This window comes from Flavobacterium sp. CF136, assembly GCF_000282055.1.
GTDB lineage: Bacteria > Bacteroidota > Bacteroidia > Flavobacteriales > Flavobacteriaceae > Flavobacterium.
This window is the reverse complement of sequence record NZ_AKJZ01000049.1, coordinates 1-13,716: the sequence shown is the minus strand read 5'-3', so window position 1 is coordinate 13,716 and position 13,716 is coordinate 1. Positions and strand designations below refer to the sequence as shown.

Below are 13,716 nucleotides of genomic sequence, written 5' to 3'. Positions count from 1 at the left end.
CGTTTAAACTTTTCAAATGTTTAATATAATTGTCCAATTTTGCAGTTAAAATTAAAGCAATCGATAAACAGGATACTGCAAATGTGCTTTTTCATAATAAACAGAATGTTTGTATATCCAGTCTAATTGCGCTTTCGGGTTTTTAGCAAACTCGACGTCATTTTGTTTTTTGGTTTCTAATTCTGCTTTTAATGCTGGATTTTCTTTTAAAAGTTTTGCTGCAGTATCTTCAAAAACATAATCAGAATAATGTTCTTTTTGCTGTAAAATGGTATCGAAAAAATTCCAGTTAAAAAAGGAATCTACTCCTTCAGGTTCAAAAGCTTCCAGTAAATATTTCACGCCTTTCTGACTCGTTGGAACCAGATAATCGCCTTTGGCAAAAGCCATTTTTACAATTTTAGAAGTTACGGTTGTATTTTGGTGTAAATAATGTCCTTCGTAGGCATTCGGAACAGTTTTGAAATTGGCAATTTTATAACTTTCCACTTCTATAATCGTATCGTTTTTAAGTTGGGTAAACGAAATGTTATTATTCTTCAAAAGATCAATAATATTCCAATAACCATGCGGAATGATATAAGCAAATGGAATAACAACGTCTTTTTGTGATTTGAATTCTTTGATATAAGGAACGTCTTTTTTATACGGTTTACTTCGATCGTAATACAAGCGGTTTCCTGTTGTGGCTTCACTTTGTTTGTATCCCGCTTCATATCCTGAAAATGAAAAAGTGGTGGCTTTTGTACTGTCCAGTTCCCATTGCAAAGTATATGATTTTTTGGGCTGATATTGTTCCAGATTTTTTAGTCTAAGTTCTTTGATTTTTTGGTAATAGGCATCCGTAAAATCCATTGTTGATTTCATGTATTCGTAAGTCACTTTTACGCGATCAGCATATTTTTTCAGCATATGAGTTTCGACTACAAAACCAATTGTATTGAACAAAGAAGTATAACCAGTAGTATATCTTGGACTGTCAACAAACTGCCCAAAACCTTTATCCGGAGTGTCCTTAAAAGAATCTACATAAGGTGTTGTTTCAATTTTCTTTTTCTGTAGATCTTTTACTAAAGCAGGCATCATTTCGGTATTCATAAAATCACCCAGAATAGCTCCTAATTTGTTGTGCTGTGTCATAATGTAGGTCAGTTTATATTGATAATCAGAACCGTTGCTGACGTGATTATCTATAAAAACATCAGCGTTTATTTTCTGAAAAATTTCAACAAAACTTTTCGTATTTCGGGTATCCGATTTCATCAGATCGCGATTTAAATCGTAATTTCTTGCATTTCCCCTAAAGCCATAAATTTCAGGACCATTCTGGTTTGCCCTTGTGGTAGAATTTCGGTTTAAAGCCCCGTCAATATTATAAACCGGAATACATACCAAAACCGTATTTTTGGGCGGTTTCATTTTTCCAATTGCTAAATCTCTATAGAATTGCATGGTCGCATCAATTCCGTCGGGCTCGCCGGCATGAATTCCGTTATTGATAAAAAGTACCGCTTTGTTTTTTTGGATTTTCTCAAAATCAAATTCCTTTTCAGGATTGTAAACCACCATATGCAAAGGTTCACCGGAATCCGTTAAACCCATTTCCTTGATTTGAATCGTCGAAAAATCATTGGCTAAAAGTTTGTAATACGCAATAGTTTCCTGATAAGAAGCCGATTGATTTCCGTTTCCTTTTTCAAAAAAAGTATCATATTTTGTAGCGTTCTGAGCAAAAAGGGCAAATGAAAAGAGCAGGAGTGGCAGAAGAAAAAGTTTCATGTTTTGGTTTTTAAAACGTGATTCAAATATAGATAATTTCAGTTTGTTTTAAAAAGATTTCAAGTTTCAGGTTTCAGTTTCGAAATACGATTAAAGTGATGTAGATTTTTACCGTAAAGCCTGCAAAACCTCAAACTTGTGGCAATTATTAGAAAGTCAAATTAATTTTACAATTTGCTGATAATCTAAAAATCTAACAATCTCAAATCTAATTTACTTACTTTTGCAAAATGAATAAGAAACACCATTCCAATAATATACTTTTAAATTTAGGTATTGAAAGCCTAAATGAAATGCAGGAAGTTGCGCAGGACGCAATTCTTAATGATAATAATGTTTTACTGCTTTCTCCGACTGGTTCGGGAAAAACATTAGCTTTTTTATTGCCGGTTTTAGAATTACTGCAGCCGGAAATTCTTTCGGTTCAATGTCTGATTTTGGTTCCTTCCCGTGAATTGGGATTACAAATTGAACAGGTTTGGAAAAAAATGGGTACCGATTATAAAGTAAATATTTGCTACGGCGGCCACTCTATTGATACAGAAATTAAAAACTTAAGCAATCCTCCGGCCGTTTTAATCGGAACTCCGGGAAGAATTGCTGATCATATTGACAGAGGAACTTTTCGTTTAGATAAAATTCAGACTTTAATTCTTGATGAATTTGATAAATCGCTTCAATTGGGTTTTCATGAACAAATGTCATTTATTATCGGAAAATTATCGAAACTGAACAAACGAGTTCTGGTTTCGGCAACTTCAGATGTTGAGATTCCAAGATATACGCGTGTTGTTAATCCGACCATTTTAGATTTTATTCCTGAGGAAGAAGAAAAAGCAAATCTTTCGATGAAAATGGTTGTTTCTCCTTCAAAAGATAAATTAGAGAGTTTATTCAATTTAATTTGTTCCCTGAAATCGGAATCGGCTATTATTTTCTGTAATCATCGTGACGCAGCTGAACGTATTAGTGATACGTTAAACGAAAAAGGGATTTACTCTGTGTATTATCATGGCGGAATGGATCAGGACGAGCGTGAACGTGCTTTGATTCAGTTTAGAAATGGAAGTGTGGGGTATTTAGTTACAACGGATTTGGCTGCCCGTGGATTGGATATCCCGGAAATGAAACATGTAATTCATTATCATCTTCCTCTAAAAGAAGATGAATTTACCCATAGAAATGGTCGTACCGCACGTATGCAGGCTTCAGGAACAGCGTACATCATCATCCACGAAAGTGAAAAAAAACTTGATTATATCGATTACGGGATGGATGTCCTGAATGTAGAAAATACAACTACTTTACCAAAACCACCGGAATTTCAAACTATTTATATTAGTGGCGGAAAGAAAACAAAACTGAATAAAATTGATATTGTTGGATTCTTTTCTCAAAAAGGAAAACTCGAAAAAGGAGATTTAGGTTTGATTGAGGTAAAAGATTTTATTTCGTTTGCTGCTGTAAAATACAATAAAGTGAAAGATTTGCTTAAAAATGTGAAAGATGAGAAAATGAAGGGGAAAAAATTTAAAATTGAGGTCGCCAGAAGGGTAATTAAGAAAGAAGAGGAGAAGTAATTTTCTTATTTTTTGATTGTAAGTTTTGGATTTTTTAGTGCTTTAAATAAATTTTTTTGGGTCTTATATTTAATTTTTTTTTTGTGTAATGTAAGTGTTTAATTTATTGATTATTAAAAAGTTATGTGTTTTTTATTTTTGTAATGAAATGGTAGTGAACAAAAAACTCAATTTAATATTTATAAAATAATGATTTTAGTGGTAATTTTTATTAATTTCGGCGAATATTGTATTAGTTAAAAAATTAACCCCAAAATCATTATGAAAAAGATTATTACCCTTGCCATTTTGTTCTGTAGTTTTGCCTCTTTTGCACAAATTAAAGTTTTAGAAACTGTGCCTGTAGAAAAGTTAGGAAAAGTAAATAACAATTATATTCAAAAAATTGGAGATGAATATACTGTTTATTATACTAGTATTTTGAATGATGACGATACTTCAAATTTAAGAAAGTTCTCTTTCAAAAACCTTGATAATGATTATACTAATCTTTATAATATTATTGTAGGTGGTTTTACTGCAACTCCTTTATACGATATTAAATTAGAATTGCCTAATAATTATATCTGGTTGCATTATACAGGAAATGTAGTTCCGGATAAAGCTACTGTTCAATTTATGGTTTCAAGCAAAGACAGAGATTCTGCTACAAACAGCGTTTCTGAACCATTGGTAAAAGAACAAATCAATAAATTATTCCAAAAATAATTTATTTCAAAATAAAAATAAGAAATACAAAAAAGGCTATTCAATTTGAATAGCCTTTTTTAGTTTACGGTTTTCATGACTGTTTTATTACTTACTGAAAACTGTGACTGGTAACTGAGAATTTATATTTTCTTCACATATTGAGTGATAATTACAATTTGCTGTCCATCTACTTTTCCTTCAATGTATTCAGCATTTTCGTGATCTAAACGGATGTTACGTACTGCAGTTCCCTGTTTGGCAACCATACTTGATCCTTTTACTTTTAAATCTTTGATTAAAACAACAGAATCCCCGTGTTCTAAAATTACTCCATTACTGTCGCGGTGAATGATTTTATTTTCGTCATCTTCTCCTTCGCCTGTTGCCTGGGCCCATGCAAGTGTATCTTCGTCGAGATACATCATATCCAATAATTCCTGTGGCCAGCCTGCAGCACGCATACGGTTTAACATTCTCCATGCTACAACCTGTACAGCAACATTTTCGTTCCACATACTGTCGTTTAAGCATCTCCAGTGATTTAAATCTACATTATCCGGATTTTCTATTTGGTCATTACAGGTATTGCAAGTCAATACACTTTCGTCTATTCCGCCTTTTTGTGTTGGTAAAACGGTATATACCTTTAGGTTTTCGGTTGCGCCACAAAGTTCACATTTCGATCCGCTGCGTTTGTTTAATTCTCTTTCTATGCTCATTGTTTGGTGTTTATTTGAGGGGTCGAAATTACTTTTAATTCGGGAGGGTTACAAATTTATATTTGGTTTCTTTTTTTGTTTTGTCTTTGCGGGGAACGAAGCAATCTCATATCGATTGACGTGCTCCATAATTATGCAGATTGTGATTTTATTAGTGTGTTTGCTTCGTTCCTCGCAATGACTTCATACATGATTACTTATGAACCCGCACAGCATCCGGAACCAGCATTTCATATTCCCCGCCATTTCGCAATACATCACGAACAATACTTGAACTTATATAAGAGGTTCTTGCTGCAGTTAATAAAAATACGGTTTCAATTTTAGACAAGCGCCTGTTAGTATGTGCAATAGCTTTTTCGAACTCGAAATCGGCAGGATTACGCAAACCTCTTAAAATAAAATTGGCTTTTAGTTTGTGGCACAAATCAATTGTTAAACCTTCATAGGTTATAACCGTTACTTTTGGTTCATTTTTAAAGGTTTCCTCAATGAATCGTTTTCTTTCTTCGAGTGAAAACATGTATTTTTTTTCAGCATTGATACCAATGGCGATTACGATCTCATCAAATAGTGAAATTCCTCTTTTTATAATGTCTTCATGACCTAATGTGATTGGGTCAAATGATCCGGGAAATATGGCTTTTTTCATTTATTTTCGTTGAATTTCATAAATTGTTTTTCCATCTTTATAGAAATCTATGATTTGTTTTCGGCTATAGCTATCTTTAACGGTTGTAAAATTGCTGTCAATATTTATTTTATCAACACTTGACTTTTGCTCAATTTCCATATTATTTACTAAAACAAAAACACTGTCTTTTGTTACTTTTGTAACCCTCGAAGTTGAGTATTTTCCAGTACTCGTTGTTTCGAAAAAGACATCTCCAACTTTCGGGTTTTCTGAAAATTCTTTACTGTCAGAATCGCTTTTTAAGCTGGAAAAAAAGGCAAATGCGATACCTAATCCAATTATAATTGAAAAAGTAAAATGCGTTATTGGTGTTTTTGCAGGATTTTGTTCTTGCTCTTTATGGAATTTTTGTTTAATAACTTCGGGCAAATTTTTTAATTCATAAGTCGATTTACAATGATTACATTCTAATATTTGTTGTTTTCCAATCGGAAAAAACGGAATCCAGTAAATATGTGCGTATCTTCCAAATACAGTATAATTCATTACTGTATTTGTTTGACAATATGGACAAGCAACGTTTCTGATTACTCCATTTTTAATTGCAGTTGATTTTGCTCCGTAAAATATCATTTAATTTAATTGTTTTGCGCCAATGGCATTAGTAAATAAAAATCACATGTTTAATAATATCTCGTGTCCAGGTGTAATTGTGGTTTGTTTATCATTAAAAAAAGAAGGTTCTGAGATCTTAGAGTCTCAGAACCTTAGTAGCTTATTATGAAAGGGCCAGCTCGATAGCATTTGTGAATAAATCTTCGAGAGAAATTCCTGCTGCTTTAGCTTGCTGAGGAATCAAACTTTCGGTTGTCAGGCCTGGTATTGTATTCATTTCGAGCATATATGGTTCGTTGTCTACAATGATGAATTCGCTTCTGGAGAAACCTTTCATTTTTAATACTTCGTATGCACGTTTAGCCGTTTCAGCCACTTTTTGAGTTAATTCATCTGAGATTCTTGCCGGGGTTATTTCTTGTGATTTTCCTTCGTATTTGGCTTCATAATCAAAGAAATCATTATCGGAAACAATTTCGGTGATTGGCAGAACTTTAATTTCGCCTTTATAATTGATTACTCCAACAGAAACTTCTGTTCCGTCAAGGAAACTTTCGATGATGATTTCGTTATCTTCTTTGTAGGCTACTTCAATTGCAATTGGTAATTCGGAAGCGGTTTTTACTTTTGAAATCCCGAAGCTTGAACCTGCTTTGTTTGGTTTTACGAAACATGGCAAACCTACTTTTTTTACGATTTCGTCTGTATTGATAACGTCGCCTTTATTTAGGTAATAAGAAATTGCAGTTTTGATTCCGTATGGTTTTAAGACTGAAAGCAAATCACGTTTATTGAATGTAAGTGCCGATTGATAGTAATCGCAGGATGATTGCGGAATACCTAACAATTCAAAATAAGCCTGCATTAATCCGTCTTCTCCCGGTGTTCCGTGTATGGCATTAAAAACACAGTCGAAAGTAATTTTTTGCCCGTTTACTGTTACGGAAAAATCATTTTTATCAATTGGAAATTCAGCATCGTTTTCGTCTACATATACCCATTTTTCTTTAAAAATGTGAATACGGAAACCTACGTATTTTGTTTTGTCGAGGTATTGGTGTACTACGTTTCCGCTGATTAGAGAGATTTTATATTCGCTTGAATATCCGCCCATGATGATGGCTATGTTTTTCATTTTTTAATGTTTATTATGTTTAATCGTTTAATTGTTTTTTTTTGCCACGACTAATTTTCACTAATTTGTTTTATCGTTTTGCTTGTCAGACTGAGCGGAGTTGAAGTCCTGCAAAGTGATTCAGCATATGTGACTTCGACTCCGCTCAGTCTGACACGATTATGAACAATAATGAAGAAACGTACTTATGAAACCTACAGCCCTAGCCCTGATGGGAGCGACATCCTTTTGTGGCGGGGTTCGCCGCAAAAGATATAGCCGGACAGCAGGAAAAAGCTCCTTCTGATACCAAGGTATTGAAAGCTTTCTTGTTTTAAACAAAATTATCATTTTTTTTGAAACGAAATAGCTTTATCTTTGCCACAACTAAAAATAAATTTATGAGTTTACGTAAGTATTTAACAAGCCGTGTATTTTTTTTGCAAGTTTTAGGTGCAGCTGCTATTATTGCAGTTTTGGGTTATTTGTTTATGCATTGGCTGACTTTTACAACTGATCACGGACATGAAATTGAGGTTCCGAATTTATCTAAACTGACTGAAGAGCAGGTAGAAGAGAAGCTGGACGAATTAGACCTGGATTATGTACTTTTGGATAGTGTTGATTACCGAAGTGAATTTCCAAAATACAGTGTTGTTGAGCAGGACCCATTGCCGGGAACGAAAGTGAAAGTAGGCAGAAAAATATATATTAAAATTAATGCTTCCGGATTTTCATCTGTTAAAATTCCGGACTTAATCGAGAAAACGTATCGTGAAGCTGTTCCAACTTTAAAGGCTTTAGGACTTGAGGAAGGGACGATTACATATATCCCGAACTTAGGAAAAGATATGGTTTTGGAGATGCGTTATAAAGGCAGAAACTTAAAAGTAGGTGACCGTGTGTTGAAAGCTTCTAAAATTGATTTGGTTTTAGGCGATGGAAAAGCAACATATGTAGATGACAGTCAGGCGACAGACAGTTTAGCTGCGCCAACTACTGAAACCCCGCAAGATGAACAATAATAATGAAAATTTAGATCTGGAAGACGAATTATTCGAACATTTCAGATTTGATGTACCTAAAGGTCAGGCGCTGTTGCGAATTGACAAATATTTGATGAATATGATTCCGAATGCAACCCGGAATAAAATTCAGAATGCGGCAAGCGAAGGGAATATTTTTGTGAATGATATTCCGGTAAAATCAAATTATAAAGTAAAACCTTTTGATATTATTACGGTGATGTTATCGCATCCGCCGTTTGAAAATCATATTCTGCCGGAAGACCTTCCGCTGAATATTGTTTATGAGGATGATGCTTTGCTGCTGATTAATAAAGAACCGGGAATGGTTGTACACCCTGGTCACGGAAATTATACCGGAACTCTGGTAAATGCTTTGGCACATCATTTTGATAATCTGCCAATGAACAGCAGTGAACGTCCGGGACTGGTTCATAGAATTGATAAAGATACCTCTGGACTTTTGGTGGTTGCCAAAACCGAAGCTGCGATGACGCATTTGGCGAAACAATTTGAAGCGAAAACTTCTGAGCGTGAATATATTGCCCTTGTTTGGGGAAATGTTGCCGAAGAAGAAGGAACAATTGAGGGAAACCTTGCCAGACACTTAAAAGACCGCATGCAAATGGCCGTTTTTGCAGATCCTGAAATAGGGAAGCCCGCGATTACACATTATAAGGTTTTGGAACGTTTTGGCTATGTGACTTTGATTTCCTGCAGATTAGAAACAGGAAGAACACACCAGATTCGTGCGCACATGAAGCATATTGGACATCCGTTGTTTAATGATGAACGTTACGGAGGTCACTTAATTTTGAAAGGAACTACGTTTACAAAATATAAGCAGTTTATCGAGAATTGTTTTAAAGCTTTGCCACGTCAGGCGCTGCATGCTAAAACGCTTGGCTTTGTGCATCCGAATACGAAAGAAATGATGCGTTTTGACACTGAACTTCCTCAGGATTTTCAGGATTGCCTTGAAAAATGGCGTAATTATTCGAAATCACATCATGTTGAGGATGAAGAGGAATGATAGTTTTAGAGAATAGAATAAAGAGAATAGAATAAAGAGAATAGAATAAAGAGAATAGAATAAAGAGAATAGAATAAAGAGAATAGAATAAAGAGTAAAGAATATAGAAAAGACATATTTTGAAATACCCCTGAAAAGTTAGATACTATTTAGGGGTATTTTTATGTAAAAAAATAAAAAAAAACATTTTTCAGATACATGGCTTTGTGTTTTTAAATAAGTGAAACGCCTGTTTTTGAGTTTACAAATCTATGTATCTATGTGTTAAAAGCATTAGACCCGACGAGTTAAATTAGTAAGTTTGTATTCGAGCAAATATTGCTTGTGAAATATATTTTACATACATGAAAAACAATTTCGATCTGAGAACTGTAAATGTTACACGTTACATAACGCCTCTGCGTGAGGGAGGTTCTTTACCTGCTTTGGCGGAAGCCGATGACGATTTTAAATATGTCCTGAAATTTAAAGGTGCCGGTCATGGTGTAAAAGCTTTAATTGCGGAGTTAATTGGTGGTCAAATTGCCAAAGCTTTAAAACTACAGCTTCCCGAATTGGTTTTTGCGAATCTTGATGAAGCTTTTGGAAGAACCGAAGGGGACGAAGAAATTCAGGATCTATTGCAGGGAAGTCAGGGATTAAACATGGCACTTCATTTTTTGTCCGGAGCTATAACTTTTGATCCGGTTGTAACGACTGTCGATGCTAAGCAGGCATCACAAATTGTTTGGCTGGATGCTTATATTACCAATGTTGACCGTACGTTTAAAAATACCAATATGCTGATCTGGCATAAAGAATTATGGCTGATCGATCATGGTGCATGCTTGTATTTTCATCATTCCTGGAACAACTGGGAACAGCATGCCAAAAGCCCGTTTGCGTTGATAAAAGATCATGTTTTACTGCCACAAGCTTCATTGTTGAAAGAAGTTGATGCCGAGTTTAAAACATTTTTAACGATGGAAATACTTGAAGAAATTGTAAATACGATTCCGTTGGAATGGCTGCAATGGGAAGATACGGATGAATCTCCTGAAACTTTAAGAAACGTGTATCTGCAATTTTTGCAAACCAGATTAAATCATTCTGAAATTTTTGTAAACCAGGCTCAAAATGCAAGATAATCACTTATACGAGTATGCCGTAATTCGTGTAGTACCAAGGGTAGAACGCGAGGAATTTCTGAATGTGGGAATCATTTTGTTTTGCAAAAAAGCCAAATTTATAAAAGTATTGTCTCACATTGACGATGCCAAAATTGAAGCTCTTTCAAATGATTTTGATATTGAGCAATTGCATTGTAATATAACAGCACTTAAGAAAATTGTAACGGGAGATAAAGATGGCGGACCAATTGCCGAAATGGATATTCCGTCCCGATTTCGATGGTTAACGGCGATACGCAGTTCGGCGATTCAAACTTCAAGGCCGCATCCGGGACTTTGTAAGGATTTAGAAAACACTATTCAGCGTTTGTTTACAGAATTGGTTTTGTAGTTTTTACGCATAAAAGAAGATACTCATAAACCAAGAATCAATCTTTGATTTTAAATAAAAAACCACGAATTACACAATCTTTAAATTGTTGTAATCCGTGGTTAACTAAATAAACTAATTCAAATTCTGTATTATCTTTCCATAATTTCAAATAAGTGATTTGAATTATAGAAAAGAAGCTCCTTTTTTAATTAAAACGAACCGCAAGTATTACCTGCAAATGTTGCACCTGCAGCTGCTGAAATATTGGCTTTTACATCAGCACTATTAAGCGTTACAATAGTGTATGGAGGTGTAAATGCTGTGTTTTTACCAAGTTTGTTTCCTGTAGTACCAACAAAAAGATTATCATCTTTAACCGTTACAGCAGTAAGACCTGTCATTAAATCAATTGGGGTATTAACATTTTCGAATGAATTTTTTTCTACCAAAATGTCAGCTTCAAAACCTGCAGCAATACATTTATTACTCACGGTACTGTTGTAGTAACAGTTAACGATATGTACTTTTCCAAATCTAACTCTTGGCATTCTTTCTCTACATCCGCTTGCCCACCAGCAACGTGCAAATGTGATTCTTAATGTTCCGCGATCTCCGGTAGCACTGTCGCTTGAACCAATTAAATCAGAAAATCTGTGATCATCCGTACCTCCTGAGCCACCAGCTTTTGGAGCTTTCAGATAAGTAAATTTAGTATAGGAAACACTTATATAATCAGATTTGTTTTTGATGTCAAAATTTCCATCAACACCATCTCTGAATTCACAGTGGTCTACCCATACATTCTGACAGTTGTCCAAAGTTGCATTATCCCAGCCATCTGTATCATAAGCTCCAGGGCCTTCAAAAATTAAGTTTCGGATAATAATGTTTTTTAATCCTTTAAAATAGATGATACCTGACCCATCTTTAGTCTGGTCTGTTGAAACAATTTTAGCACCACTCTCACCATAAATTGTTTTTCCGGTTTGGTTTTGAAATGATAATCTTGCAGAAATAGTGATAGTACCGGTAACTTTTATCACTTTTACAGCAGTGTTCTCAATAGCTGCCTTTAATTCAGCATAAGTGGCTACCACAGTCTCTGCAGCAGTTCCTCCACCGGTTGTTCCACCGTTTTGGGATGCCCATCCCGGAACTTCAGCGCAATTTCCTTCTTTGCCTGTTGTAAGGTCATTTTCTGCAGAATTTACAGTTGATAAAGTACTGCTTTCGTTTGTTGCAGTTTCTTCAGTATTACATGCCGTAAAACCGAATACCAGTGTTAGTAGGAACACTGAAATTGTTGATTTAATTTTCATAATTTAAATTTAGGGGTTTATAATTTCTGAGTGCAAAACTGTAATTAATTACTTCTAAAAATGTTGAATAAGTTCAACATTTTCAGAAAAATATTTCCAAAAAATATTTTGGATAATTACTATAAAAATTACTTGTAAAAATGTTGAACAAGTTCAATATTCTAAAAAAGATATCTACAAAAAACTGTTGTTTAAATAATTGTTAAGCAGGATGAAAAGTTCAAAAAAAAAGTACTTTTGCGCAATCGATTACATCATTTTTAATTAATTCAAATACTTACGCCCCGAGTAAGAATAAAAGTAAAAACACATGTACAGCCCCCTCAGATTAAACATTGAACGTAAAATTAACCTAACAAATGACGAATGGAATTGCATTGCAGAGAAACTAGAGATTATCAAATTAAAGAAAAACGAATTTTTACAAATGCAGGATTCAAAATGTTCTTATGAAGTATTTATTCTAAAAGGTTCTTTTAAAACTTACATCCTGAACGATAACGGAAGAGAAGTAATTATTTTTTTTTCATTTGAGAACGAATGGATGTGTGATCTTGAAAATTTTTATTATCAAAAACCTACTACTTACAACGTTAGAGCTATGGAAGACAGCGAAATAATAGTTATTAGTAAAGCAAATAAAATGTGGTTATTTGAGCACGTTCCAAAAGTAATTCAGTTTCACATCATAATGGTCGAAAAAGCCAATATTGCTATTCAGCAAAGGCTTTTAGATGTTTTAGACAAAACTTCCAAACAAAGATATCAGGAGTTTGCAGAACGATATCCACATAAAATGAAAGTTGTTACCAACAGGAATTTATCCTCCTATCTTGGAGTTTCACATGAGTTTTTGTCTAAGATTAAGAATAGTATGTAGTTTTTTTAGAGGTTCAAAGAAACAAAGGTTCAGAGGTACAGAGATTTTCTTTGTATCTCTGTGTCTTTACGTGGAACTTAGCGACTGGATTGAAGTTTACGTTTGAACTAAAAATAGCTTTATATTTTTTTCTCCAAAAATATAAATTCTAATGGTTCTTCTGATACCGTAACATGAATATGGCTTTCAGGAAAGGCTTCTCTTTTGCCTGTATCAACATAACCGTGACGTTTGTACCACGCAATAAGCTCTTCACGTACTGAAATTACCGTCATAATAATCGAAGATAAACCTAATGTTTTAGCATGATTTTCAGCTTCCGCCAACATTTTTTTACCAATTCCGCTGTTTTGCAATTCTGGTGAAACGGTTAGCATTCCTAAATACAATTGCTGTTCTTTCTCTACTAACAAAACTGAACCAATGATTTTATCATTTTCAGTAAACTTCAGAATTGTATTTTTAGGATCCTCAATTGTTTGAATCAATTCTTCTTCAGTAGTTCTTTTTCCTTCTAAAAGATCAGCTTCTGTTGTCCAGCCTTTTTTAGATGATTCTCCCCTGTATGCCGAATTGATTAATATGTTTAATGCAGGAATATCTGCCGATGTTGCTTTTGTAATCATGGGTATTTATTGTGCTAATAGTTTTCAAAGATAAAAATAACAAATATACAGGCAATAGTTATTTATCTGCTATTTTTTGACTTTTGCTTCAGGGTAATTTATACAATATCAATTATAGTATTTGTATAAAATTTTAACCCGTTGGATGTAATTGATTGAAGCTCTTATTTGATATAAAAACAAAGACATAAATTTAAGTAAAACATCTTTATACTTTCAG

Annotated in this window: 14 protein-coding genes; 7 read left to right on the top strand and 7 right to left on the bottom strand. The window is 34.1% G+C overall.

Annotation, left to right across the window (positions count from 1 at the left end; translation table 11 throughout):
* Nucleotides 1–51 precede the first annotated feature (51 nt).
* Nucleotides 52–1,779 carry a M14 family metallopeptidase gene (locus PMI10_RS14590; RefSeq protein ID WP_007809301.1) on the bottom strand — a complete coding sequence of 576 codons (1,728 nt, stop codon included), beginning with the start codon at nucleotides 1,777–1,779 and terminating at the stop codon, nucleotides 52–54.
* Between the two features lie 230 nt (nucleotides 1,780–2,009).
* Here PMI10_RS14590 and PMI10_RS14585 point away from each other — a divergent pair, with 230 nt between their 5' ends.
* Together PMI10_RS14585 and PMI10_RS14580 are read left to right on the top strand one after the other, a co-directional pair.
* Entirely contained in the window at nucleotides 2,010–3,359 is a 1,350-nt protein-coding gene (locus PMI10_RS14585; RefSeq protein WP_007809299.1) for a DEAD/DEAH box helicase, read from the top strand.
* A gap of 261 nt (nucleotides 3,360–3,620) precedes the next feature.
* Nucleotides 3,621–4,067, top strand: coding sequence for a hypothetical protein (locus PMI10_RS14580; RefSeq protein WP_007809297.1), 447 nt, complete (start codon nucleotides 3,621–3,623; stop codon nucleotides 4,065–4,067).
* Nucleotides 4,068–4,189: 122 nt separating this feature from the next.
* Here PMI10_RS14580 and PMI10_RS14575 read toward each other — a convergent pair whose 3' ends face one another.
* The 4 genes from PMI10_RS14575 to PMI10_RS14560 form a co-directional block, all read right to left on the bottom strand.
* Nucleotides 4,190–4,768, bottom strand: coding sequence for a PhnA domain-containing protein (locus tag PMI10_RS14575; RefSeq protein ID WP_007809296.1), 579 nt, complete (start codon nucleotides 4,766–4,768; stop codon nucleotides 4,190–4,192).
* Nucleotides 4,769–4,961: 193 nt separating this feature from the next.
* Nucleotides 4,962–5,420: a pantetheine-phosphate adenylyltransferase gene (coaD, locus tag PMI10_RS14570; protein WP_007809295.1), complete on the bottom strand. Its 459-nt coding sequence runs from the start codon at nucleotides 5,418–5,420 to the stop codon at nucleotides 4,962–4,964.
* A complete protein-coding gene (locus PMI10_RS14565; RefSeq protein ID WP_007809294.1) occupies nucleotides 5,421–6,035 on the bottom strand; it encodes a zinc-ribbon domain-containing protein in 615 nt (204 codons plus the stop codon).
* Nucleotides 6,036–6,180: 145 nt separating this feature from the next.
* Nucleotides 6,181–7,152 carry a D-alanine--D-alanine ligase gene (locus PMI10_RS14560; RefSeq protein WP_007809293.1) on the bottom strand — a complete coding sequence of 324 codons (972 nt, stop codon included), beginning with the start codon at nucleotides 7,150–7,152 and terminating at the stop codon, nucleotides 6,181–6,183.
* 380 nt (nucleotides 7,153–7,532) lie between these two features.
* On the opposite strand from PMI10_RS14560, the gene PMI10_RS14555 reads away from it, so the two are divergent.
* From PMI10_RS14555 to PMI10_RS14540, 4 genes are all read left to right on the top strand, one after another.
* Nucleotides 7,533–8,156 carry a PASTA domain-containing protein gene (locus PMI10_RS14555; protein WP_007809292.1) on the top strand — a complete coding sequence of 208 codons (624 nt, stop codon included), beginning with the start codon at nucleotides 7,533–7,535 and terminating at the stop codon, nucleotides 8,154–8,156.
* Nucleotides 8,146–9,189, top strand: coding sequence for an RluA family pseudouridine synthase (locus PMI10_RS14550; protein WP_007809291.1), 1,044 nt, complete (start codon nucleotides 8,146–8,148; stop codon nucleotides 9,187–9,189). Before PMI10_RS14555 ends, PMI10_RS14550 begins: the two co-directional genes overlap by 11 nt.
* 344 nt (nucleotides 9,190–9,533) lie before the next feature.
* Entirely contained in the window at nucleotides 9,534–10,316 is a 783-nt protein-coding gene (locus tag PMI10_RS14545; protein ID WP_007809290.1) for a HipA family kinase, read from the top strand.
* Nucleotides 10,306–10,689: a DUF3037 domain-containing protein gene (locus PMI10_RS14540; protein WP_007809289.1), complete on the top strand. Its 384-nt coding sequence runs from the start codon at nucleotides 10,306–10,308 to the stop codon at nucleotides 10,687–10,689. The genes PMI10_RS14545 and PMI10_RS14540 overlap by 11 nt, the downstream gene beginning before the upstream one ends.
* Before the next feature lie 191 nt (nucleotides 10,690–10,880).
* Here the strand turns inward: PMI10_RS14540 and PMI10_RS14535 are convergent, their stop codons facing one another.
* Nucleotides 10,881–11,990 carry a pectate lyase family protein gene (locus PMI10_RS14535; RefSeq protein WP_007809288.1) on the bottom strand — a complete coding sequence of 370 codons (1,110 nt, stop codon included), beginning with the start codon at nucleotides 11,988–11,990 and terminating at the stop codon, nucleotides 10,881–10,883.
* Nucleotides 11,991–12,300: 310 nt separating this feature from the next.
* On the opposite strand from PMI10_RS14535, the gene PMI10_RS14530 reads away from it, so the two are divergent.
* Complete coding sequence (locus PMI10_RS14530; RefSeq protein ID WP_007809287.1) at nucleotides 12,301–12,870, top strand: Crp/Fnr family transcriptional regulator; 570 nt, start codon at nucleotides 12,301–12,303, stop codon at nucleotides 12,868–12,870.
* Between the two features lie 119 nt (nucleotides 12,871–12,989).
* Here the strand turns inward: PMI10_RS14530 and PMI10_RS14525 are convergent, their stop codons facing one another.
* Entirely contained in the window at nucleotides 12,990–13,496 is a 507-nt protein-coding gene (locus tag PMI10_RS14525) for a GNAT family N-acetyltransferase (RefSeq protein WP_007809286.1), read from the bottom strand.
* Nucleotides 13,497–13,716: the final 220 nt, after the last annotated feature.